The 22742-nt window shown below is 57.1% G+C and carries 21 protein-coding genes; 11 read left to right on the top strand and 10 right to left on the bottom strand.

Annotated elements, in window-relative coordinates:
* Positions 1 to 70: 70 nt before the first annotated feature.
* Positions 71 to 622: a DUF4113 domain-containing protein gene (locus tag ETC27_RS17685; RefSeq protein ID WP_276605692.1), complete on the top strand. Its 552-nt coding sequence runs from the start codon at positions 71 to 73 to the stop codon at positions 620 to 622.
* A 965-nt stretch (positions 623 to 1587) separates the two neighbouring features.
* Here the strand turns inward: ETC27_RS17685 and ETC27_RS07930 are convergent.
* From ETC27_RS07930 to ETC27_RS07895, 8 genes are all read right to left on the bottom strand, one after another.
* Positions 1588 to 1863: a hypothetical protein gene (locus tag ETC27_RS07930; protein ID WP_205742709.1), complete on the bottom strand. Its 276-nt coding sequence runs from the start codon at positions 1861 to 1863 to the stop codon at positions 1588 to 1590.
* A gap of 238 nt (positions 1864 to 2101) precedes the next feature.
* The gene (locus ETC27_RS07925) at positions 2102 to 2413 is read right to left on the bottom strand and encodes a hypothetical protein (protein ID WP_136254459.1); all 312 of its coding nucleotides are present in this window, start codon (positions 2411 to 2413) and stop codon (positions 2102 to 2104) included.
* 63 nt (positions 2414 to 2476) lie between these two features.
* On the bottom strand, positions 2477 to 3115 hold the full coding sequence (locus ETC27_RS07920; protein ID WP_136254458.1) for a hypothetical protein: 639 nt from the start codon (positions 3113 to 3115) through the stop codon (positions 2477 to 2479).
* A 271-nt stretch (positions 3116 to 3386) separates the two neighbouring features.
* The gene (locus ETC27_RS07915; RefSeq protein ID WP_136254457.1) at positions 3387 to 4808 is read right to left on the bottom strand and encodes a site-specific integrase; all 1422 of its coding nucleotides are present in this window, start codon (positions 4806 to 4808) and stop codon (positions 3387 to 3389) included.
* A 286-nt stretch (positions 4809 to 5094) separates the two neighbouring features.
* Positions 5095 to 6027, bottom strand: a complete 933-nt coding sequence (locus ETC27_RS07910) for a LysR family transcriptional regulator (protein WP_136254456.1) — start codon at positions 6025 to 6027, stop codon at positions 5095 to 5097.
* 294 nt (positions 6028 to 6321) lie between these two features.
* Positions 6322 to 7962, bottom strand: coding sequence for an acyl-CoA synthetase (locus ETC27_RS07905; protein WP_136254455.1), 1641 nt, complete (start codon positions 7960 to 7962; stop codon positions 6322 to 6324).
* 252 nt (positions 7963 to 8214) lie between these two features.
* Positions 8215 to 9015 carry an enoyl-CoA hydratase gene (locus ETC27_RS07900; protein ID WP_136254454.1) on the bottom strand — a complete coding sequence of 267 codons (801 nt, stop codon included), beginning with the start codon at positions 9013 to 9015 and terminating at the stop codon, positions 8215 to 8217.
* Between the two features lie 26 nt (positions 9016 to 9041).
* Positions 9042 to 9491, bottom strand: a complete 450-nt coding sequence (locus ETC27_RS07895; protein ID WP_136254453.1) for an OsmC family protein — start codon at positions 9489 to 9491, stop codon at positions 9042 to 9044.
* Positions 9492 to 9782: 291 nt separating this feature from the next.
* Between ETC27_RS07895 and ETC27_RS07890 the strand changes: the two genes are divergently transcribed.
* From ETC27_RS07890 to ETC27_RS07855, 8 genes are all read left to right on the top strand, one after another.
* Positions 9783 to 11204 (top strand): dihydrolipoyl dehydrogenase, encoded by a 1422-nt coding sequence (locus ETC27_RS07890; protein ID WP_136254452.1) that lies wholly within the window; start codon positions 9783 to 9785, stop codon positions 11202 to 11204.
* Positions 11205 to 11395: 191 nt separating this feature from the next.
* A complete protein-coding gene (locus ETC27_RS07885) occupies positions 11396 to 11893 on the top strand; it encodes an Lrp/AsnC family transcriptional regulator (RefSeq protein WP_136254451.1) in 498 nt (165 codons plus the stop codon).
* A 504-nt stretch (positions 11894 to 12397) separates the two neighbouring features.
* A complete protein-coding gene (locus ETC27_RS07880) occupies positions 12398 to 13576 on the top strand; it encodes a glycine cleavage T C-terminal barrel domain-containing protein (RefSeq protein ID WP_205742708.1) in 1179 nt (392 codons plus the stop codon).
* Between the two features lie 171 nt (positions 13577 to 13747).
* Entirely contained in the window at positions 13748 to 14368 is a 621-nt protein-coding gene (locus ETC27_RS07875; RefSeq protein WP_240724851.1) for a methylenetetrahydrofolate reductase C-terminal domain-containing protein, read from the top strand.
* Entirely contained in the window at positions 14365 to 15378 is a 1014-nt protein-coding gene (locus tag ETC27_RS07870) for a methylenetetrahydrofolate reductase (RefSeq protein ID WP_168709040.1), read from the top strand. The genes ETC27_RS07875 and ETC27_RS07870 overlap by 4 nt, the downstream gene beginning before the upstream one ends.
* 134 nt (positions 15379 to 15512) lie before the next feature.
* Positions 15513 to 16388: a formyltetrahydrofolate deformylase gene (purU, locus tag ETC27_RS07865; protein ID WP_136254450.1), complete on the top strand. Its 876-nt coding sequence runs from the start codon at positions 15513 to 15515 to the stop codon at positions 16386 to 16388.
* Between the two features lie 14 nt (positions 16389 to 16402).
* Positions 16403 to 17263 (top strand): bifunctional methylenetetrahydrofolate dehydrogenase/methenyltetrahydrofolate cyclohydrolase FolD, encoded by an 861-nt coding sequence (gene folD / locus ETC27_RS07860; RefSeq protein WP_136254449.1) that lies wholly within the window; start codon positions 16403 to 16405, stop codon positions 17261 to 17263.
* Between the two features lie 356 nt (positions 17264 to 17619).
* On the top strand, positions 17620 to 18756 hold the full coding sequence (locus tag ETC27_RS07855) for a glycosyltransferase (RefSeq protein WP_240724850.1): 1137 nt from the start codon (positions 17620 to 17622) through the stop codon (positions 18754 to 18756).
* 27 nt (positions 18757 to 18783) lie between these two features.
* Here ETC27_RS07855 and ETC27_RS07850 read toward each other — a convergent pair whose 3' ends face one another.
* Both ETC27_RS07850 and ETC27_RS07845 read right to left on the bottom strand, forming a co-directional pair.
* Positions 18784 to 19707, bottom strand: coding sequence for a glycosyltransferase family 8 protein (locus ETC27_RS07850; protein ID WP_136254448.1), 924 nt, complete (start codon positions 19705 to 19707; stop codon positions 18784 to 18786).
* Positions 19700 to 20989 (bottom strand): O-antigen ligase family protein, encoded by a 1290-nt coding sequence (locus tag ETC27_RS07845; RefSeq protein ID WP_168709039.1) that lies wholly within the window; start codon positions 20987 to 20989, stop codon positions 19700 to 19702. Before ETC27_RS07845 ends, ETC27_RS07850 begins: the two co-directional genes overlap by 8 nt.
* A gap of 328 nt (positions 20990 to 21317) precedes the next feature.
* Here ETC27_RS07845 and ETC27_RS07840 point away from each other — a divergent pair, with 328 nt between their 5' ends.
* Both ETC27_RS07840 and ETC27_RS07835 read left to right on the top strand, forming a co-directional pair.
* Positions 21318 to 21962 carry a hypothetical protein gene (locus tag ETC27_RS07840; RefSeq protein ID WP_136254446.1) on the top strand — a complete coding sequence of 215 codons (645 nt, stop codon included), beginning with the start codon at positions 21318 to 21320 and terminating at the stop codon, positions 21960 to 21962.
* A complete protein-coding gene (locus ETC27_RS07835; protein WP_136254445.1) occupies positions 21959 to 22702 on the top strand; it encodes a DUF3307 domain-containing protein in 744 nt (247 codons plus the stop codon). The genes ETC27_RS07840 and ETC27_RS07835 overlap by 4 nt, the downstream gene beginning before the upstream one ends.
* Positions 22703 to 22742: the final 40 nt, after the last annotated feature.

Below are 22742 nucleotides of genomic sequence, written 5' to 3'. Positions count from 1 at the left end.
TATAGCCCAGCATCCCACCCCATGACCGCATGACAATGGCCTTAAGCCTTGTAATTTCATGCGGTTGCAGTTGTCTCAAACTCTGGCTGGCGGCTCGCCAGCTGGCATTCTCACGGCGGATCTTGCTCGGTTCAGCCTGACCGGCCGCATGCCAGTCTTCCACTTAGCGCTGGACCATGGCCTCCTGCTCTCCTCCAACTACGAGCTCTATGGCGACATGTCCGCCCGGGTGCGAGAGGTCCTCGAGGAGTGCTCCGCGGGCCTCGAGCCCTACTCCATCGACAAGATGTTCGTGCGCTTCGACGGCTTCGACGCCGCCAGCACCGAGGCCTTGGCGCGCATGCTCTACCGCAACGTGCGCGAACTCCAGGGCACGCCCTGCATGCTGCTCGACCTGGTGGAGGCCAACCTGGAGCAGCTCTCGCTGCTCGACACACCTGAGCGGGAAGCCCAGCGCGATCGCGACCACCAGCTGATGGCCGCCCTGGACGAGCTCAACGGCAAGATGGGCAAGGTGCGCCTGGGCGTGCCGCGGCAGAACGCCGCCTGGCACCTACGCTGCGCGCACCGCACGCCGCGGTGGACGACACAGTGGCGGGAACAGAGGAAGGTGAAGGCCTGAAGTCGGCCGTACCTGGCCTGCCGTGAGCCCCTTGCGGGGAGATGATGGCGTCGGCCAGCCATCCTGGCGGCGGGCTTCTCTAGAAGCTCGCAGTTGCCAGACGTCATACGAATCAGCCTAGCGCCGCCGGAAAGACAGCACTGTCAGCGATCACCACTAGAGACGTTAGCCGGCTCGATCAAGCCCGCGTCCTCATTGACGCTCCTTTGCCACAATGCGCGCCTCCCAGGCTGCGTTTCACTCCTCCCTGGTCCATCTCTAGATCAGGTGGCTAGGCCCTCAGGATCCCGCACATGGCCATCTCAAACCTGTATCCAGGGGGGAGGGGTGGCCGGTTCCTCGCCAAGGCCCCGGACCAGGGCGGACTTTTCTTACTAAGTGGCCTCCTGGCGTCGGTACTTTCTTCGGGCCACCACGCCAACAGCAACAAGTTCGCCTCGCCAAAAAAGGCGCCAGCCACCGCAGCGCCCGCAGGCACCGCACCGCTCGTGCTTCAGCACCATGCTTCCGATGCACTCTTTCGCCCGCACTGTGTGCCCACCACACGGACAGCCCTTCATACCGACACCAACTCAAAAGCATGGCGAACAGGGTCTTGCTCCAGGGTGCAGCTCCCTTTTTCGAGAACCTCAATTGCCCCATCGACCGCTCGCTCCGAGAGTATAGAACAACCAATGACAGGCTTACGGATCAACTCGGCCACGTTGGTCCTTAACGCATGTCGGGCATCGGTTGATAGGTCGTTCGCCAGATTTTTCACACCCTTCCTCACCTTAGTCACCCCCCCTCCCCTCTGGTAACTTATCTGTGTGCTCCTCAGGTACACCGATAGATCGAAGAAAAGGGGCGTCTCGGTGCTCCTGAGGTGCACTGAGACAGTCATTTCCGGGGTTGTCTTACCCCCTCGGTGCTCCTGATGTACACCGTCGGTGCTCTTGGGGTACACCGTGGTATTTTCCGATTAGCTACCGAGTGCCTCGCCACCTCATATAATCCTTCGGCGCAGTGGCTCCGTCGCTGTCCTCTATCGGTTCATTGGTAAGTGCATAGATGGTCGCGTGCTTTATTTTCCGGTCGAAGGTGCCTTTCTCGATGACACGGATGAAGCCGCGATCCAACAGCTCAGCCAGCGCCTTTTCTGCCAGTTTTCGACCGACACAAAGCCGGCGCATCGCTTCGCGAACGCTCATGTAGATACGGTTGGTGCGGCCATCGTACAACGCCCTAAGCTCCACCAGCATGGCTTTTGCTACCGGGTCCAAGGACCGGTATGCGGAGCACTCTAATTCGTGCCTATAGAGCCGTACATGGGCCTCCGCCTTTCGCCCTCTAGGCATCAGCTCCCCCTGTATTGCAGGCAAGCCAGTTGGTAGTCGCTTGGTGAGGAGGGCGCCCCCGGGGGGCGCTTGGGTTCACCACTCCTCGACCACGAATAGCCGGACACCGAAGCGCCTAGCGCCTTTCCAGCAGCTGGCGATTTCACTCATCGCGATCTTCATCGGCCATGCTCGCTTCGGCGGTGTTGGCATAACTCTCCCCATAGGCCAACCACTCGAGAAGATCGGAGAGGCGGTAGGAAATGGATCTTCCACGACGTACGAAGCGAGGCGCCGGGCGGCCCAGCAAGATTCCCGTACACCGCGCCTTACGCGCAGTTATCGGCTGCACCCTGATCACTCCAGGAAATGCAGCACGCTCGGTGAGTTCAATCAGATTCGAGGGAAAGCCATCGCGCTGCTTAGCAAGGGCGGTAGCCAGCTCGGCGGCAGGATCATGTAACTTGGTAGCCATCATTGCGTCCTTCGTTGCTGAAAGCGACGCCCCTGATGCTAGTGAGGTAATTATGAGTCGTGCTCACTTCGTGCGGTTTTTGCTTTTCTTTCTCCATCCTCCTTCTCTCGCCCACCTCGCGACGGTGTCTACTGAGACATGTATCGCATGCCCTTCCAAGCGATCTTGCACCAGCTGAGGCAGACCGTGCTCCTGACGCCCCGCCCTGGTGAAGGCCTCCCAGATCTCCTTGGCAACCCGCTTCCTCTGGTCGGCCTCTTCTTGTCTGGTTTTTCCTGATTTCCCCCCGCCTTCACTGTTCCCGGCCCGGCGTTTTCCCTCGGTTGCGACGTGGTGGCGCGCCGTATTTCCCAGGGCCAAGTGCGCCTGATCGCTGACCATGGTCAGCTGGCCGTACTTGTAAAACAGGATTGCCAGGTTCAGCGGGTCTGCGTCAGATACTGGCTGTTCTGATTGGGCCAAAAAGAACTCGATTAAGGCCTCGCATTTTCTGGCCACCTGGCCCCGCCACTCGGTTTCGTACTCACCGTCATCGCGCATCAGTCGGCGAACCTCGGTCAGCATCACGGCGAGTATGTCCTGCTCACTATCGTTACTGAACTTGAGAGGGGCCGCTCGGGTATCGCTACTGGCGGCGTCAAGCCAGACAGGTACCAGCTCGGTCCAGATGTGGGCACGGTTGACCATTTTGTCGTCGGCCATGTGCACTGCTCCTTGCGCACTCCATGAAAAGAGGCTAGCGGACGTGGTGGAGTGGCCACGCTTTCGTGCGTACGGCCCTAGACAGCCACAGGGGTCGGGGCGGGCTCATGAATTGCACGCGAGCCACTATCTGACTGATTGTCATTGCGACCGCTCGACCTTAAGCCGGCGCCGCAAAATGTCATACGCTATCGCCAATCGTTCACGAAACTGGTGTTCCTGGTCTGAATAACGCTCGATGTCGCGATTGGTCATATGTTGGCATCTCCTCTCAGTCATTGCCGCAAGGGGACTCGGGATGCTTCACTACCTCAAGGCGGTCTTGTGCCGCCTCCACGGCGGCTTTCTCCGCCCCCTGCCCTGGCGCCCTCCGAGCAAACGCCTCCACGGCGTCGCGCTTATGGTCCGGTGCCAGTTGGGCATAGTGAGCAATGGTCGTCTGGATGTCGGCGTGGGCCATCAACTGGGACACGGTCAGCAGATCGGCGCCGGTCATGACCAACTGGGACGCGAAGTTGTGGCGCAGTGTGTAGAGCTGCAGGTCGTCAGGGAGCCCGCCCAGCTTGCGAACGACCGCCCACGGCCGCTGCATCGCCGTCGGGGCCATCCGCCTGCCGTTACGATTTGACGGGAACACCAGTCCAGTCTTCGGCTCACCCTGCTGCTCGTGCCAGGTCTTTAGCACATCAGCGGCTGCCCTCGCCAGAGGGAAGGTCTGAGGTTCCGGCCGCTTGTGGGCGGTCTTCTCGATCGTTTTCCGGATCGTGGCGAAGGTCAGGTTGACGTGCTCCCAGCGCAGGCCGAACAGGTCGCCCGGGCGTAAGCCGGTGTAATACATGGCCAGGATCCACGGCACGACGTGATCGACGTAGGCGACGTGGTCCAGGTCGAGCAGGTAAGCCTTACCGTGGGCGCGGCTGCTGCGTCGCTGCTGTCGCTTCTCGTCCTGGTACTCCTCCAGGCCGGCGAAGAGCGCTTCGGTCTCCTCCGGCTCTAAATAACGCCGCTCGGTGCCTTGCTCGGCAAGCTGCTCATCCGTCAACGCCGGCTTCTGCAGCTTCACACCTTTCAGCGGGTGGCTCGGTATCACGTTACGCTCGGCTGCATGGGCTAGAAGGGCCTGGAGAGCATCATAGGAGCGCTTCAGCGTGGAAAAGGCACGGAGCTTGGGTGACGACACTTTCGGGCTCCGCGACTTCTTGGTGGTTTCCTGCTGTGCCTGCCAACTTTCCACGTCGGCTCTAGTAAGGCTACCCATCGGCTTATCGAGCCAGTCGGCAAAATCTTGCCGGATGCGACGTAGCGTGCCCTCACCATCCTTGCGGCGTCTTTGGAACGCCGTGTAGGGACCTTCCAGGTAGGCGCGGAGGGTCTGCTGCTGCTGCCGCTTGGCCTCGGCCTTGGCATCCTCCAACACCTCACGGGGATCGCCTCCTTGGGCCACGATCGAAAGGGCGTCCTCCGACCTCTTGCGAGCCACAGCCGCCGTCAGGGGAGCACCGTAGCGACCTAAAGTCAGCACGCGGCGCTGGCCTGCAGCGTTGTAGTAGGAGACGCGACACACCAGCCCACGCTTGCCGGCGCGCACGTGATAGCCGGCTAGGTCAGCATCCCAGGCCTCGTCACCCTCGGGAAGCTCGCGCGCCAACCGGTTAAGGGTGCGTGTCGTCAGCTTCTCCGTCTTCTTTGCCATGCTGCCACCCCAGGTTCCAAATAGGTTCCATACGTAGGATAGGACGAGGCATTTCAATAAACAAAGGGAAACAAAGGGAAACAAAGAAAATAACACAACCCTATGTTTTTGTTGTTTTTAAAAATACATCCAGAGAGATGAATGTATCTGGGTGTTTCGGAAGCTAATGGAATGGGGTTGCAGAGGTCGCTGGTTCGAATCCAGTCGCTCCGACCAGAAACATATAAAAACGGTCACTTAGCTCTTAGAGCGGTGGCCGTTTTTTTGTGCCTGCTATTTTAGAAGGCTAGCGGCTCTCTTCGACCGACATGCCGACCTCTTCCAATAACCAGTCACGAAACTGGCGGGCGATCGGGCGTTCCAACCCCTCGCCCGCGCTGACCACGTAGTAGGCCTGGTCACAGTTCAGTGGACGCTCGGCCAACACCACCAGCTTGCCGGCGGACAGCTCCGCCTGGTGAAGGTCCCGACTCCCGAGCAAGGCCCCTTGGCCGGCAACAGCCGCCTCCAGCGCCAGCAGACCGTTGCCGAATCGCAGCTCGCGTAGCCTTCCGATGTCATAGCCCTGCTGCTTGAACCACTCCTTCCAGCCATAAGGTTCGTTCAAACGGGTCAGGGTGCTGTCGCACAGCAACCGTAGCGTCTCGATCCCGTCCATGCCGCTGGCCAGTTCTGGAGCACAGAGCGGCACCAGATCCAGATTCATCAGCCGTCGAGGCTCCAGGTCCGGATAGTTGCCATAGCCCAGGCGCACAGAAACATCGATGCCGGCGCGCTTGAGATCGGATACCCCCAAGGCACTCTCTCGGCCACGATCCACCGTATGCAGACTCGCCTGCAGCCGTACTTCAGCATCCGGACAGCGGGCATAGAAACGATGCAGGCGTGGCACGATCCATTTGGTGGCAAACAAAGGTTCGGCGCACACAGTGACGACCAGGCGCTCCTCACCGTAGGAGCGGATCTTGTCGACCGCGCGCCCCAGCGTCTGAAAACCTTCCTGCAGCTCTGAAAGCGCCCCACGCGCGGCCGGAGTCAGGCTGACTCGCCGGTGATGGCGGACGAACAGGTCGACACCAAGATACTCCTCCAGCGCCTTGACCTGATGGCTGATCGCCGCCGGCGTGACATTGAGCTCCTTGGCCGCCGCGGCGAAGCTCTTGGTGCGCGCGGCGACCTCGAAATAAGAGAGGGCAATCAAGGGAGGGAGTCGTGACATTACCAAATACTCACATGAATGGCGGTGGCCACCGGCTCGATCGAGTGACCCGGGGGAGTCACTATAATCGTTGCTAGGCTGTGTCTGAAAAGTCAACGAGCGAAGGCCAGACAAGGCAAAAATCGGCGAAAGAGCGGACCGGGCTGGCGTACCAGTTTACGGGGTGTAAATGAGCATCTTGATCGGACTGGCGCTCCAGCCGATTTTTAACGCCGCATGGACGAGCGCAGTACTTTTCAGACATTGCCTAGGGCGAGCGCCATACTACCCGCCACAGGACAGGTTCCCAAGGCCTCACTCCGGCTGATGGCTCTTGAGCTGCTGGCGTAACTGGAACTTCTGGATCTTGCCGGTCGAGGTGGTGGGCAGTCGAGTGAAGATCACCTTCTTGGGAGCCTTGAAGCGACTGAGGTTCTCCCGGCAGAAGCCGATCAACGCCTCCTCGCTCAGCTCGCTGCCGGGGCGCAACTGGACAAAGGCCGCTGGCACTTCCCCCCACTTCTCATCCGCCATCGCGACGACCGCTGCCAGCTCGACGTCTCCGTGGCGCTGAATGACTTCCTCGACTTCCTGGGAAGAGATGTTCTCCCCGCCCGAGATGATCACGTCCTTGAGCCGATCGCGGATCTTGATGTAGCCATCGGCTTCCACCACGCCAAGGTCTCCGGAGTGGAACCAGCCACCAGCAAAAGCTTCCTGGGTAGCGGCGTCGTTACGCAGATACCCCTTCATCACGATGTTGCCCCGGAACATGATCTCACCCACCGTCTCGCCGTCGGCAGGAACGGGGGCCATCGTGGCCGGATCCAGCACCGCCATGCTTTCCTGCAAGGAGTAAGCCACCCCCTGACGCCCGTTGAGCCGAACCCGCTCTTCCAGGGGACGTTGCTCCCAGTTCTCCTGTTTGGCACACACCGACGCCGGGCCGTAGGTCTCGGTCAGGCCGTAGACATGGGTGAGCTCGATGCCGAGGGTCTCCATCCGCGCCAGCACCGACGCCGGGGGTGCCGCACCGGCAATCAACCCAGCCACGGGGTGATCGATGGGTTCCTCGGCCTCCATGGCGGCATCGGCAATCATCGAGTGGACGACGGGCGCCCCACAGTAGTGGCTGACCCGATGCTGCCGGATCAAATCCAGGATTACCTGCGGGTCGACCCGGCGCAGGCAGACGCTGGTTCCGCCGATCGCTGCCAACGTCCACGGGAAGCACCAGCCGTTGCAATGAAACATCGGCAGTGTCCAGAGGTAGACCACCTCGGCGGGAAGTGACCAGGAAAGCACATTGCTAACAGCATTCAGGTAAGCCCCCCGGTGATGGCTGACGACCCCCTTCGGATTGCCGGTGGTGCCCGAGGTGTAACCCAGCGAAATCGCATCCCACTCGTCGGCCGGTAGCTGCCAGTCGTCCAACTCCGGCTGTTCAGCAAGTAACGCCTCATATTCCAGGTCACCGAGGAAACGCTCAGCGCCCTGGCTCGAGTCGGAGACGTTGATCACCCGAGGCGCCGGCCCTTCGAGCCGAGCCAAGGCCTTATCAACCACGTCCGCGTACTCAGGGTCGACCAATAGTAGGCGTGAGCAGCTGTGATCGAGGATGAAGGCCACCGTATCCGCATCCAGGCGAATGTTGATCGCATTCAACACCGCGCCAACCATCGGGATGCCAAAATGTGCTTCGTACATGGCAGGGACATTCGGCAGCATGACAGCCACCGTATCGCCCTTGGAGATGCCGAAACACTTCAACAGGGAGGCCAACCGACAACAGCGGCCATAGGTCTGCTGCCAGCTATACCGCTTGTCGTTGTAGATCAGCGCTGTTTTGTCGGGATACACAGCGGCTGCCCGTTTGAGGAAGCTCAAGGGAGACAGCGCCACATGATTCGCCGCTGTTTTCTCGAGAGCCTCATTGAATTGGCAAATATCATTCATGGATTAACCCTGTTTCTTTTCAATAAGGGTTGTTAGCCCCGCCCTAGAACCCACTTAACGGGTCGACAAGCGCAAGCATTGTTAAGACATCGCCTAGGCCTTGTATGAAAAGTCGACGAGCGAAGGATAGACAAGGCAAAAATCGGTAAAAAGGCGGAGTTTACAGGTAGTAAATGAGCACTTTGACCGGGCTCGCGCACGAGCCGATTTTTAACGACGTATAGCCGAGCGCAGGCACTTTTCGGACATCGCCTAGTGCCCTGGCTGCTCCCAGACGGGCTTTCGCTTGCCGAGAAAGGCATCAATCCCCTCCCCCGCGTCTGGGCTCATCATGTTTTCCGCCATCACATTGCCGGCGAAGTCGTAGGCCTCGGCCAACGCCATCTGGCGCTGAGGTTGGAACATCGACTTGCCAAAACGGACCGCCGCCGGGCTCTTGCTGAGGATCTGCTCCACCTTGTCCGCCACGGCGGTGTCCAGATCATCATCATCGGTGACGGCACTCAGCAGACCCCACTCCGCTGCCGTGTCTGCACTGATGAAATCACCCGACACCAACATGTCGAATGCCCGCTTCGGCGAGATGCAGCGTGACAGTGCCACCGCCGGTGTTGAGCAGAACAAGCCCACGTTGATGCCCGATACTGCAAAGCTGGCCGAACGGCCGGCGATGGCAAGATCACAGCTGGCCACCAACTGGCACCCCGCCGCTGTCGCCATGCCCTGGACCTTGGCAATGACCGGCACAGGCAAGGCGACAACACTCTGCATCACCCGGCTACAGAGGCGAAAGAGCTGCTGGTAATAGGCCTGGTCGGGATGGGCTCGCATTTCCCGCAGGTCGTGGCCGGCGCAGAAGCCCCGACCATTAGCGCCGATCACCACACAGCGGACGGCAGGGTCTAAAGCGATGGCCTCAAGCTCCCTCTGCAACACGCTCAGCATCGCTTCGGACAGGGTGTTGAACTTGTCCGGACGATTCAGGGTGAGATAGACAGCCCCCTCCTTATCTTCCCTGAGCAGGATCTCGCCCGTGGTGTGACTGAGACTCATGAATGCCTCCTGATAGACGTCGCGGATTAAAGATGATTGATCGTCACCTCGGCGGTGATCGAGTTACGGATGAAACAATTCTTGTGAGCACCGGCGTGCATTCGGGAAATCGACTTCTGATCCGGCATGTTATCGCCACCGAAGGTGATGCGCGGTGAGAGTTCGATACGCGTTACCTCCATCCCCTTCTTATCGTTACGCTCAAGATAGCCAACCGGATCATCCTCATAGGATTCGACCTGGTAACCCTGAAATTCGGCAATGGCCAGAAAAAACAGCATATGACAACTGGACACCGCACTGATCAACATTTGCTCCGGGTCGGCGCAATGGTGATCGCCCTTGAATTCGGCCGACGCGGACATAGCAACCTGCTGATCCCCGTTCAAGGTCACTCGATGATTACGCGAGTAAGTACCTTCCTCACTCTCGTGGGGAGCATGCTGCCAACGAATAACGGACTGATGGACTGACATAAATAAACCTCCTGAGCCTGCCTGAAGACTAAGGGGGCCAAGACACACCCGTAAAACGAGGATTGCTAACCGGAAGCGTTAGCTCAGCTAATGTGAAAAGTCACGCCAAGACCTCCATCCGCCAGTTGAGGGCGCAAATGCTGAGGAATGTCGATATTTTATTGGGAAGATCAGCAATAGATAGATGAACAAAAATAAGCCAAACGCTTAGGAAGCATCACTTTACCCCCTTGAAGACCCCCGCTTAGCCTACAGGGGTCGTGACGTCATGTCGGACGGGGGTGATAGAGCATGCAGACCATGAATGTTGAATACGCGATTATTGGCGCCGGCACCAGCGGACTGGGGGCCTACTCAAGGATCAGCCGACAGACCGACAGCCTGGTGATGATCCAGGACGGTCCCTACGGCACGACGTGTGCCCGAGTCGGCTGCATGCCCAGCAAGCTGCTGATCACCGCTGCCGACTACGCCCACCACTTGCACACCAGCGAGTTCTTCGGGGTACCCACCTCAGGGCATGTGGAAGGTCGCCAGGTGCTCGAGCGCTTGCGCCGAGAGCGAGATCATCGTTTCGTCGCGCGCAACCTCAGCTACGTCGACAAGATTCCCGCCCATCACAAGCTGGAGGGGCGCGCCCGATTCACCGGACCGGGTCGCCTGATGGTGGGCGAATCAGTCGAGGTCAGGGCGGAGAAGGTCATCCTCGCCTGCGGCTCTCGTCCCGCGATCAGCGAGGTATTCGAGCCGGTGATGTCCCACGTTCTCACCAGCGATACGGTCTTCGAACTGGAAGACCTGCCCCGCTCGATCGCCGTGATCGGCATGGGCGTCATTGCCTTGGAACTGGGCCAAGCACTCCATCGACTGGGCGTCGACACAACACTCTACGGTCGCTCCGGCAAGATCAACGCCCTCACCCACCCAGCCATGCAGCGACAAGCGCTTGATATTCTCGCCGCGGAACTGGATATCCATTCCAGTGGCCAGGTGGTGGCCACGTGGGAAGATGCCGAAGGCGCCTGGATCGAGTACGAGCAGTCGGATGGCCAGCGAGTCATCAAGGTGTTCGACAAGGTCCTGGTCGCCACGGGACGAGTATCCAACGTGGACCGGTTGGGATTGGAGCATGCAGGCGTGGACTGCACTGATGCAGGCGCGGCGAGCGTCGATCCGCATACGATGCGATGCGCCAACCTTCCGGTCTTCATTGCCGGGGATGCCACCGACCAGCTGCCGGTGTGGCACGAAGCCTACGACGAGGGACGTATCGCCGCCGACAATGCGCTGAACTATCCGGACCCGACGCCTGCAGCGCGTAGACCGCCATTGATGGTGTTCTTTACCGACCCACAGATCGCCGTCATCGGCCAAAGCTTTCAACAACTGGAAGGCCGAGAGATCGTCATCGGTGAGCTACCCTTTCGCAGCCCCCGCCATGTGGTCTGGAACAAGGTCCAAGGGCATATGCAGGTCTATCTGGACGCTCGAACCGACGTCATTCTGGGCGCCGAGCTGCTGGGCTACCAGGCTGAACACCTGGCACACCTGATTGTGCTTGCCATCACACATGGCATGACGGCGGAGCAGGTGCTGGAGATGCCTATCTACCACCCCAGTGCCGAGGAGTTGCTCAGAGATGTGTTGATCGATGCCCAGAAAAAGCGCAGGAGGCAAGAAGTAGAGGCCGTGCCACTGACATCATCGGCGTAATTTATGAGCAATCAGTCGAGTGACCACAGAAGAGGCACACTGCCATCAAGGCGTAAAGATGACGCTATTAGCCCAGCGCGACATCGCTAGTTGCGTGACCGCCGGACACCATGAGCAGAGCCCCGAGAAACATTGCATCTCACTCCTAAATCGGCCACACCTTAAGGGATTACCATGAAGGCTGAGAAAGAATGAGGAAACTTGCGATCGATGCGGCGGACATTCGCATTCTGCGCGCACTTCAACAGCACGGCCAGCTCAGTAAGACCAAGTTGTCAGAACTCGTCAACCTGTCTCCAACGCCATGCTGGATTCGCTTCACTCGTTTGAAGGAAGCCGGCCTGATCCGTGGGTATCATGCGGATATCTCTCTCAACAAGATCGCCAATGCCACCAAGGTAATGGTTACCGTATCGCTAGAGGGTCACCGCAGGGCTAACTTCGAGCGTTTCGAGGCTTATATCGCTCAAGTTGATGAGATCGTTGAATGCATCGCGACGGGGGGAGGCATGGATTACGTGCTGAAAGTCGTGACACCCAGTCTTTCCGCATTTCAGCAAGTAATGGACAGACTTCTTGGAGCAGAGCTGGGCATTGAACGTTATATGACGTACATCGCCACCCGAGAGATCAAATCCACTCAAGTCAATCTTGCCAACTTGATGACTGACCCTGGTCACTCAGCCTGAAGGATACTGATGTTGGAGCTCGCTACATCACGGCAATCAGGCACCGCCCATCACCTGCTCAGAGACACTCAAGTTTCGCCCCTCTTGATAGGCTTTCTCGGTCTTTCGACTCGAAGGCAAATCGCCTAAAGCCACGGATCTAGATTGCCGTTCCACACAGGGTTGCATGGGCCTACCTGCCTCCCCCGGTCCCGTTTCTACGCTAAGCCTAATCTCATCGTTCTCCCCTCGCTCACTGTCGTGAGATTGTGAGCTCATAGTCGTACATCCGCCATGCAGACAGGCTGCCTCGACGTCCAATGTGCTATTGCTCGGGAAGTCAAAATAGCTGCTTTTCAGCGCCAGACCAAATGGCCTTCGCACCGCCAATAATTGGCCCTTTCATCCTAGTTATGCCGTGCTTTTAGGCCGCGTCTGGATGACTCGCGGGGCTATAGTGATTTGTGCCAAATCAGTGATTTTGCGCAGTGAAAAGAGTCTTATATCACGTCGAAGGTGGTCAGCATGACAAACGTCTCACACAGCAATGTAGTGCAAATAGGGAAAAAGACTGAGTTTGGTTTCGGCACCCAGATTCGCAAGTCTCCATACTTTGACGCGACCGTCCGGTGGGGGGCGACGGCATTTTCGGTATACAACCACATGTATATCCCGCGCGCGTTTGGCGACCCGGTACAAAACTTCTGGAACCTCATCAACACTGCCATCCTTTGCGATGTCGCAGCAGAGCGTCAGGTGGAAATCACCGGGCCAGATGCGGCAATATTCATGCAGAATCTGACCCCGCGCGACCTGTCAGGCATGGCGGTTGGCCAGTGTAAATACATCCTGATGACCAATGCCGACGGTGGCATCCTGAATGACCCCATCCTGCTGCGCCTGGCAGAGAGTCATTTCTGGATTTCCCTGGCTGACAGCGACATCCTCCTATGGGCACAGGGTGTCGCAATCAACTCCGGGCTCGATGTCACCATTCGCGAACCCGATGTTTCTCCCCTGCAATTGCAGGGCCCTCAGTCCGGCGAGATCATGAGAACGCTCTTCGGAGACAGCATCCTGGATATGCGCTACTTCTGGCTTCGCGAGTTGGAGCTCGACGGTATCCCACTGATCGTCTCGCGTACCGGCTGGTCGAGCGAGCTGGGCTATGAGTTGTATCTTCAGGACGGCTCCCGCGGTGACGAGCTGTGGGAGAAAATCATGGCGGCAGGCCTTCCGTTCGGTCTGAAGCCGGGTCATACGTCTGCTATCCGCCGCATCGAGGGCGGCATGCTCTCCTATCATGCCGACGCGGACATCGATACCAATCCCTATGAACTTGGTCTGGATCGTCTGGTAATGCCGGACATGGAGGCTGAATTTATCGGCAAGGCCGCGATGCGGCGTATTCGTGAGAACGGCGTGAGTCGCAAGCAGGTCGGCTTACGCATCGAGGGGGCGCCCCTTGAGGGGCCGAACACTTTCTTCTGGCCGCTGAGTCATGAGGGTGAGACCGTCGGCAAAGTGACGTCTGCCGTCTATTCCCCGCGGCTCGAGCAGAATATTGCGCTGGCCATGGTATCTGTCGAACACTCCCAGCTCGGAACAGAGCTGAGAGTGCAAACGTCGTCAGGTCCGGCGAATGCCATGGTCGTTGAGAAGCCATTCTTCGACCCTAAGAAGACAAGAGCCGTATCCGCTTGAGCGACGACCCACTTTACGAAGACCTAACGTGTGAGAGTACTGCTACGGAGGGAAAGGTGGCAGGGGGGCATCATTCGAGGCGTAGTAGGCACGGTCGCGAGCGATCCCCTCTGACGATTTCCCTTAACATGACTGGATTCGTGAGCGCTCCTGGAAGGAAAATGACCGTCAATGGAGCCCGACGTCAAACGGCCACTTCTTGACGAAGCCATCCAGGCCTTGAGAGGACGATGGCCCCCCTTTTCAAGAGACGAGTCACCAATCCGGCTCGCAACAATTGGCTCCACGGTGGTGCTGCCGTGGCAGGAGAAGCTTGTGTATTCCGTTCGTCTATGGGCCGCACGTCACGCGAGATGGTTTGAGCGCCTCTACCGGGCATTCGAACCGGTGATCGTCAAGCTACACCCGCTTTGGAAGTCGGTAGGCTACCAGCGTGCAGAAAAGCCAATGGCCAAGGTAGAAGAGATTAGCAAGGGAATGCTTTTCGACTGCCAAATGTGTGGCCAATGCATTCTCAGCTCTACCGGTATGTCTTGCCCTATGAACTGCCCCAAGTCCATGCGCAACGGCCCCTGTGGAGGTGTGATGCAGAACGGGAACTGCGAAGTAAATCCCGAGATGCGGTGCGTCTGGGTTGAAGCCTGGGAGGGAAGTCAGAAGATGAAAGAAGCCGACGCGATACACGTGGTGCAGCTGCCGGTGGATCATCGCCTCCAGGGCAGTTCGTCCTGGCTGCGCGTGGCTCGCGGAGCATCGGAACAACCAGTAGAGCAACAGGAGGCTTCGCAGTGAGCATTAATGATGGAGCCGGTCGTGGCCAACTGGCATCCGACGCACAGAGTTTTAGCTCAGCCGGGCGGCTGGAACATGTCCTGAGAGCTGGGCACTTCGCTGTCACCGCTGAATTGGCACCCCCCGATTCCGCCAACCCAGAGGATGTCTATGCCCGGGCCCGCGTCTTCGACGGTTACGTGGACAGCATGAACGCCACCGATGGCTCTGGTGCCAATTGTCATATGTCCAGCATGGCGATGTGTGCGCTGCTGACACGGGAGGGTTACGAAACGGTATTGCAGATCTCCTGCCGGGACAGGAACCGGATTGCCATTCAAGGGGATGTGCTGGGAGGCGCGGCACTGGGCATCCGCAACATGCTCTGTCTGACGGGAGATGGCGTACAGGTGGGGGATCATCCCGAAGCCAAACCGGTATTCGATCTCGATTCCATGTCGTTGCTGGAGACGGTTGCCCGATTGCGCGACAAGCATGTGTATACCAGCGGGAGAAAACTCAGCGATCCGCCGCGGGTGTTTCTTGGTGCGGCAGCGAACCCTTTCGTGCCGCCACATGACTTCCGTCCTTATCGGTTGGCGAAGAAGATTGCCGCGGGCGCTCAGTTCATCCAGACACAGTACTGCTTCGACCTGCCACGCTTCCAGACCTTCATGGCCCGTTCCCGGGACCTGGGATTGCTGGAAAAATGTTTCATCCTACCCGGCGTGGGACCGCTGGCCTCGGCACGCACGGCAGAGTGGATGCGCAGACATATCCCCGGGGTACACATTCCGGACGCCATCATCAAACGGCTAGAAGGCGCCAAGGATCAGAAGGCGGAAGGCCGCAACATCTGCATCGAGCTAATCCAGCAACTGCGAGAAATCGAGGGGGTCAGTGGTGTGCACGTCATGGCTCATCGCCAGGAATCATACGTCGCAGGCATCATTGAAAAATCCGGGGTGCTGAGGGGACGGGAGCCATGGTCTCCCTCCAATAGCACCACTCGCGAGAGAGACTACGCATGAAGGCAGGCGTTCATTCTCGTAGGACAAACGCGACAGCCCTCTGAACCAGGTGCCAACGCCCTCTAACGATAAGCGGGCGATGGTGGCCCGCTAGGTTCGCGGCAAACAACCATCACGGTATAAGGTTTACTTTTATGAACACCTCACAAGGACAGGACAACCAATTCGTCCTTACCGTCAGCTGCAAAACCGGCACTGGCATTGTGTCCGGTATCACCTCTTACCTATCGGATCGAGGCTGCAATATCGTCGAGCTGGCACAATTCGACGACAAGGTCACCGGCCGGTTCTTCATGAGGAGCGTGTTCAGCATCCTGCCGGATGCTTCCCACACCATCGACGATCTGCGCTCCGGGTTCCTCGATCTGGCAGAAAAGTTTGACCTGGAATGGGCCATGCATGATGCCCACCATCCGACCAAGGTCTTGATCATGGTATCGCGGTTCGACCACTGCCTCGTCGACCTACTCTATCGCCACCGTAAGGGCGAGTTGAACATCGAAATCACGGCGGTGGTATCCAATCATCTGGATGCTCGGCCGATCGCGGAACGGGAAGGCATTCGCTTCGTCCACCTCCCCGTCACGCAGGACACCAAGCCGGAAAAGGAAGCCGAACTGCTCAAGATCGTCAACGAGACCGGTACCGAGCTGGTGGTACTGGCGCGCTACATGCAGGTATTGTCCGACAATCTCTGCGAGGAGCTACATGGTCGTGCCATCAACATCCATCATTCCTTCCTCCCCGGTTTCAAGGGTGCCAAACCCTATCACCAGGCGTTCGACCGCGGCGTCAAGCTGATCGGCGCCACTGCGCATTACGTGACCGCAGACCTGGATGAAGGACCGATCATCGAGCAGTCCGTCCAACCGGTGAATCATGCTTACTACCCCGAAGAGCTGGTTGCCCTGGGCCGGGACACCGAAACGGTCGCGTTGTCACGCGCCGTGAAATTACATGCCGAGCACCGGGTGTTCCTGTCGGGCAACAAGACCATCATTTTCAAGTAGGAGCGATAGCGAGCATGGCGCAACTCATCGACGGAAAACATCTCTCGAACCAGGTGCTCCAGGACGTGGCCGCCGAGGTCGAGCGGCTCAGGGCCGAGTACGACGTGGTGCCCACGCTCGCCGTAGTGCTGGTGGGTGAGGATCCAGCAAGCCAGGTCTACGTGAGGAACAAGGTGAAGCGGGCGAAAGAGGCAGGGATGGGGTCCATTGAGCATTATCTTGGCACCGAAACCACCCAGAGTGACCTGAATCAGCTGATCGATCGACTGAACCATGATCCTGAGGTGCACGGCATCCTGGTGCAGCTGCCGCTACCCTCTCATCTCAATGAGGAGGAGGTGATCTGCGCCATCAACCCGGTCAAGGATGTCGATGGCTTTCATCCACTCAATGTCGGGGCGCTCGCCGCCGGGCACGCATCGCTGGTGCCATGCACACCCCAGGGCTGCATGATAATGCTGCGCCAGGAACACCCCGAGCTCAGCGGCAAGCATGCCGTGGTAGTGGGGCGTTCCAATATTGTCGGCAAGCCGATGGCGGCCTTGCTGCTCCAGGCGAACTGTACTGTCACCATTGCACACTCACACACCAAGGACATCGAGTCGCTGTGCCGCGACGCCGATATCGTGATAGCCGCCGCAGGCCAGAAGGGACTCATCGACGCCGACTGGATCAAGCCCGGCGCCACCGTCATCGACATCGGCATCCATGCCATCGAGGTGGAGGGCAAGCGAAAACTCGTGGGGGACGTGGCATTTGACTCGGTCGCCGATAAAGCAGGGGCCATCACCCCAGTGCCCGGTGGCGTGGGCCCGATGACCATCGCCTGCCTGCTCCTCAACACGACTCGTGCCACCAGGAATCAGCTGGCCTGATCCTCCTCGCTTGCCAGAGAAGCGACATCTCATATCGACACCCCCCGGAGCCGATTGCCCGGCTGCGGGGGGTGTCATCAGGCTCATGAAAAGCGGTCAAGATTTGCAGTGTGCTGGGCAACAAGGAAGAGACTGTGTTAGATTTACAGGCTATTGATTTTATTCGATAAAAGTATTCCTGTTGGCTCGATCGGTCAAATACACAGTGGGTTCTAGGGTCTCTGGTTCGAATCCAGCCACCGACACCAGTATCATTACTAGCCATTCGACAGGCTTTTATCGTATTCGCCCATGATGTTGGGGCGGACCTGTTCCGGTGCCCTCTCCCTCCCCTCCCCTCCCAATCCTGAGGTTATATGCGCACTCTCGTCATCGTCAGAAGCCTCAAGATGGGCGGCATGGAACGAATGGCCATCACGCTTGCCGATGCACTCGCCGAGGCTGGACATGAGACTCACCTCGTCACCTGGCGTGACCGGGATCAGGTACTCACCCCCAACCATCCCGACGTGATCAGCCATGTGGTCCCGATACAACGACTAATCCGTATGACCGGCCTAGGATTGCTCATAGAAGCTGCCTCACGGCTAGTCTTGAACCCAATATTTCGACGTTCGCATTTTGTCTGGACCGGCTGGCTGGGTGGCTTCGTATTCAGCGCCTGGCTGAAACAGTTCGAGAAAAAACATGGCAAAGTCGATCGCATCATCTTTCGTGGCTTAGGCACCTACGAGGGGATTTGGCGTTTTCGGGATGAGCGTGCTCGCTTCGTGCTCGAGAATGGCTTCAGGCTTAAGGGGCCTCGCTGGCAGCAGCGTCTTTTTGCTCGCTGCCTGCTAAACCAGCGTCATTTGGTGGGTGTTTCCCAAGGGGTAGTGGCCTCTGCCCAAGAATACTGCCAACGCTTCAAGCTAAGACCTCTATCCATACAGCGCATTATCAACGCCTGCCCAGTAACCAGCATCCAGTCATTGATGCTCAAAGAAGACAATGACGTACCAGACGATCCCTTTATTCTTAATGTCGCTCGGCTCGTTCCCCAAAAAAATCATGACCTGCTCCTTGAGGCTTATGCCAAATTAATGCCTGAAGAACGCCTAGTCATCATTGGTGAAGGCCGGCTCAAATCGGCACTAGAGGACAAGGCACATAGGTTAGGGATCGCAGAGCGCGTCACCTTTGCCGGTACCAAACAGAACCCTTACCCCTGGATGAGAGCAGCGCGCCTTTTCGCCCTTAGCTCGAACGTAGAAGGCATGGGTATCGTGCTAAGCGAAGCCCTGGCGTGCGGCACACCAGTAGTCTCGGTTGATTGCCCCGGCGGTATTCGTGAGATACTCAAAGGTGAGCTTGAAATCGCTATCGCCGAACATAGTGCACAAGGCCTGGCGACAAAGATGCAAGAAATCCTTGCTCAAGGCGGCTATGACATCAAGCCAGCATGGCTTGAGGATTTCTCCGAAGAGACGATGGTGGCTAGGTATCTAAAATAAACGCCCTCTTCCCCACCAACAGAGAGGTCAAAGATCCTTGGTCAGGTTTCTTCTTCTTATCTGCTTTGGGCGCTTGAACCATAATCGGATACGCTTTTCCCATGGCAGATTTTCCCTTAACTGATGGGCATTAATCGGCCAAGGGGTGTCAAGCGAGTAACGAATAAAGTCTGCGGCCAGAGGGTGCGCACACTCAGGGTGCCAAGGCTTTACACGACCTATGAAATGCACGATGGCGGGTGAAATAACCGCCGCCTCCATTTCTTCAAAGTAGCCATCTAGATGTGAATAGCGCTTTTCCATTGCCGCATAGGCCGTAGGTTGGAAATTCCATTTAACCGCGAGTCGCTTCCACCTTCCTTCAAGCACATGGTTTAAAGCATCTTGATCAGGGTATTGGGAATCATTAAACGCTTTCAAATATTCAACGGATTTTTCAGATACCCGCTCATCGCGCCATGCAACAAGGTCAACCAACAACACCCCCGAGTTAAAGTACGACTCAGAGTTTTTACGCCGGCGGCTAATCGATGCACCGCATAAATCCATGCCAGCTGCAATGATATTATCTCCTAACGCCTCACCCCATAATATCGCCAGATCTTCCATCACGAGCACATCACAGTCGAGATAGATGACGCGCTTACAATCTGGTGGCAGATAATCTTGCATATACAGTCGCAGTAACGCAGCAATCCCAAAGCGGCCGGATGCTAGACTATCGATCTCGCAAGGAGACACTATGCTGAACATAATCTCGGCGCCGTAACGAGCCACAACGCCTTGCAGCCCGTCTTTCACATCTTCGCCAAACCCGGTTGTCAGCATGTGAAATCGAAAGCGCGATGGTTCGTGAGCATTCTCAAGCGCGGATACCATCACAACAGCCGCGTAAGGTGCATATCTATCGTCGGCACTTAGGACAATATCTATGATATTGGAATCACTCATGGCGCTTCACTCCGAAAAGATAGAAAGAAACGCCAATACCTCCCAGTACTAAATAGATATACATCCCTGTTCTGAAAATTACATACGATTCAAAAATATTGACGATAAAGAATAGCGCCCAAGAAGCGAGCAATCCAAAAAACAAAATAGGCTGGCCTGCGCCCCACAGGCGGGAAACGCCTTTCAGTGCTATCACTGTCAATATAGATAACAGCCCGAATCCAATAAGACCGTAGGCTAAGGTGATATCGATGTAGCCATTGTGAAAATGCCCAAACCTCTCCCTTACGTGATCAGGAAATGGACCTTCATCAATCAATGGCTTCCGACTCTCGGCCCCCCAACCTGTTAATGGCCGCTCCCGAATTTTTTCAATCGCATAATGCCAAGTGTGGATACGTATACCAATACTGCTATACGGGACATCCTCAAGACTTCCACTAACAATACTTTCAATTACTGCATCTTCAGCTTCCATCCGCTTTTCGATTAATGGCAGAAACTGCCATGAAAAAAGCATCACAACAATTGCAAAGATAACAGAAGCCACTCGCCCTTTCGGAGAAAAAACAAAAGTAAAAACCTTTCTCCGGCTCAACAGAACAGCCAAAATTCCAGCAGATAGCAGAGTGAGGAAACAAGCTAACCAGACAGCTCGAGTCTGTGTGATAAACACACCGATGACAGAAAGTATCACAAGCGCTGCTGGCAGCAACAATGCCAACAGCGAGTATCTTTTGTGGAGACCATGCCAGAACCAACAGGCTGAAAGCACCAGCGCCATCGCGAAGTATACCGATGTATGCTGAGCATTGGTAAAACCAAAGTCGACTCGGCTACCCTGCAGCCCCCTAAGCCACTCACTGGCATCAAAACCAACTAATAACGCAAAAAAGAAACCGGCCACGAAAAGTGAAGCTAAATAGACAGATGCTCGCACTGATCCCCTAACCCACCAGGCCACTGCGATGCATAAGAAAAGTTTAGCGACATGCCGTGCAGCCTTAACCTGACCATCTGCGAATTGTGGAAACCTATCAGCAGCGAATAAGTATACAAAAGCTTGCAAGCCAACGAATGCCAGAAAAACTAAAAATATCCAATGAAATTTTATTTTCTTAGCAGGCTCGTAAAACCAGCAAACAATAAAACACAATACGAATACCACTTCGGCCGCGCGCGACACATCAAGGCTAAATAACCAAGAGAAAATATAAACTGATAATGCAACCCAACCACAGGTGTGAAAAAACCTTACACCTCGCCCACCTGCAATCTGCATACTGTTATACATTATCAAGTACCGACATATTCACTTTTACACCCCAGGCCATACGGGTCGAAATTACGTTTCTAGCATGTCAGCACATTGGTCGACAGAGGCAGCAAGCAGCATGCAAAAAATTCGGCTAATCCTAAAGCATGATACTAATTCCCTTCAACCAAAAAAACCCTGCGACTTTTCGGGGCGCGGAGAGGCACTGCCCCCATCCACATGCCTAGAACAGGCTGGAAGCCAGCTCAGCAAAAAATAGCTCAAAAAGGCTATTTTTTTGCATAATAGCCATAATAGGCTATTATTCACCGAGCACATTGCTCGGATTATCATCATGAAACAGCCTATCGCCGTGCTTACGGGTGACATCATCGCGTCACAGCGAATCACTGATACGACAGCGCTCTATCAGGCACTAGAGACCTCTCTAGAACGCCTTGCTGACCATTATGGAGGCCGCTTTGAGCGCTATCGGGGAGATGGCTTCCAGCTGGCCATACCCAACACCAGTGCGGCCCTGGATGCCGCCGTGGCACTGCGCGCCGAGTTGGTCATGCACTCCGAGGAGCAGCGCTGGGATGCCAGGATCGCCGTGGCCGTCGGTTACAACGAATGGCAGCCTGACCGCTCTCTGGCATCGGCTGACGGGCCAGTATTCGTAGCCTCAGGCAAGACCCTCGATACCATGACGGAAGAAGGCGAACACCTTGCCTTAAGCAGGCCCGACGCCGCTGACGACGACGCCATCACACTACTGGTGCGCTATGTGGACGAGCTGATCGACGACTGGTCGCACCACTCTGCGGAAATTGCCTACCTGAAGTTCTGGCACCCTGAGTCCCAGCAGGCCATGGCCGAGCGACTGAACATCCGCCAGCCAAGCGTGCACAAACGACTGCGTACGGCGCGCTGGTCCATGCTGGCCGACACCCTGGATTTCTTCAGACACCGCCTGGCCGCGGAGGACAAAGCCTCATGACCCACCCTGAAGTAGCGATACTGCTTGGCTTGATGCTGGCCCACCTATGCGGGGATTTCCTGTTTCAGCCGCGGAGATGGGTCGATTCTAGGCAGCGGCATAAGCATGTCTCACGGGCACTCTACCTGCATGCCGGGCTGCATGGCTTGCTGGCCACACTAGTGCTTGCCCTCGCCGGCAGCGGGACTGGCATGTTGGTCGTCAGCGTACTGGTCGTCGCCATCAGCCATGCGCTGATCGACCTTGGCAAGGCGCACCTGGATCCGTCGAGGCTTCGCTGGTTCTTACTCGACCAACTATTACACCTTCTGGTGCTGCTCGGGGTTTGGCTCACCTGGCTTGGCAGCCTGCAGCCATTGATTGAGGTCGCAACCTGGATGGCCACTCCGCCGGTGCTGACACTAGCGGGCGCCTATCTGCTGGTGACCCGTCCAATGGCCATCGCCATTGCCTTGGCCATGCGTCCCTGGAGCAGTGAGGTTTCCGATCCAGGGACACTAGTGGCAGCAGGAGCCCGCATTGGCATACTCGAGCGATTCCTGGTGCTCACTCTGGTACTGCTAGGAGAGCTAACCGCCGTGGGCTTCCTGCTGACAGCCAAGTCGGTACTACGCTTCGGCGACCTTCGAGAACGTAACGACCGCAAACTCACCGAGTACGTACTGCTCGGCACCCTACTGAGTTTTTCGGCCACCCTGGCGCTTGGGTTAATGGTCCGCTCGACACCATGGAGCGGCTAACGCAAAAAAACGCCTGGCACACTGCGCCAGGCGTTTTTCG

This window comes from Onishia niordana, assembly GCF_004798965.1.
GTDB lineage: Bacteria > Pseudomonadota > Gammaproteobacteria > Pseudomonadales > Halomonadaceae > Onishia > Onishia niordana.
This window is presented reverse-complemented; position numbering and strand designations above follow the sequence as displayed.

What these genes read in the sequence shown, in the direction of transcription:
- ETC27_RS07930 (WP_205742709.1), bottom strand. Translation starts at nt 1,863, where the DNA reads ATGCTGGTGGAGCTTAGGGCGTTGTACGATGGCCGCACCAACCGTATC.
- ETC27_RS07925 (WP_136254459.1), bottom strand. Translation starts at nt 2,413, where the DNA reads ATGGCTACCAAGTTACATGATCCTGCCGCCGAGCTGGCTACCGCCCTT.
- ETC27_RS07920 (WP_136254458.1), bottom strand. Translation starts at nt 3,115, where the DNA reads ATGGCCGACGACAAAATGGTCAACCGTGCCCACATCTGGACCGAGCTG.
- ETC27_RS07915 (WP_136254457.1), bottom strand. Translation starts at nt 4,808, where the DNA reads ATGGCAAAGAAGACGGAGAAGCTGACGACACGCACCCTTAACCGGTTG.
- ETC27_RS07910 (WP_136254456.1), bottom strand. Translation starts at nt 6,027, where the DNA reads ATGTCACGACTCCCTCCCTTGATTGCCCTCTCTTATTTCGAGGTCGCC.
- ETC27_RS07905 (WP_136254455.1), bottom strand. Translation starts at nt 7,962, where the DNA reads ATGAATGATATTTGCCAATTCAATGAGGCTCTCGAGAAAACAGCGGCG.
- ETC27_RS07900 (WP_136254454.1), bottom strand. Translation starts at nt 9,015, where the DNA reads ATGAGTCTCAGTCACACCACGGGCGAGATCCTGCTCAGGGAAGATAAG.
- ETC27_RS07895 (WP_136254453.1), bottom strand. Translation starts at nt 9,491, where the DNA reads ATGTCAGTCCATCAGTCCGTTATTCGTTGGCAGCATGCTCCCCACGAG.
- ETC27_RS07890 (WP_136254452.1), top strand. Translation starts at nt 9,783, where the DNA reads ATGCAGACCATGAATGTTGAATACGCGATTATTGGCGCCGGCACCAGC.
- ETC27_RS07885 (WP_136254451.1), top strand. Translation starts at nt 11,396, where the DNA reads ATGAGGAAACTTGCGATCGATGCGGCGGACATTCGCATTCTGCGCGCA.
- ETC27_RS07880 (WP_205742708.1), top strand. Translation starts at nt 12,398, where the DNA reads ATGACAAACGTCTCACACAGCAATGTAGTGCAAATAGGGAAAAAGACT.
- ETC27_RS07875 (WP_240724851.1), top strand. Translation starts at nt 13,748, where the DNA reads ATGGAGCCCGACGTCAAACGGCCACTTCTTGACGAAGCCATCCAGGCC.
- purU (WP_136254450.1), top strand. Translation starts at nt 15,513, where the DNA reads ATGAACACCTCACAAGGACAGGACAACCAATTCGTCCTTACCGTCAGC.
- folD (WP_136254449.1), top strand. Translation starts at nt 16,403, where the DNA reads ATGGCGCAACTCATCGACGGAAAACATCTCTCGAACCAGGTGCTCCAG.
- ETC27_RS07855 (WP_240724850.1), top strand. Translation starts at nt 17,620, where the DNA reads ATGCGCACTCTCGTCATCGTCAGAAGCCTCAAGATGGGCGGCATGGAA.
- ETC27_RS07850 (WP_136254448.1), bottom strand. Translation starts at nt 19,707, where the DNA reads ATGAGTGATTCCAATATCATAGATATTGTCCTAAGTGCCGACGATAGA.
- ETC27_RS07845 (WP_168709039.1), bottom strand. Translation starts at nt 20,989, where the DNA reads ATGCAGATTGCAGGTGGGCGAGGTGTAAGGTTTTTTCACACCTGTGGT.
- ETC27_RS07840 (WP_136254446.1), top strand. Translation starts at nt 21,318, where the DNA reads ATGAAACAGCCTATCGCCGTGCTTACGGGTGACATCATCGCGTCACAG.
- ETC27_RS07835 (WP_136254445.1), top strand. Translation starts at nt 21,959, where the DNA reads ATGACCCACCCTGAAGTAGCGATACTGCTTGGCTTGATGCTGGCCCAC.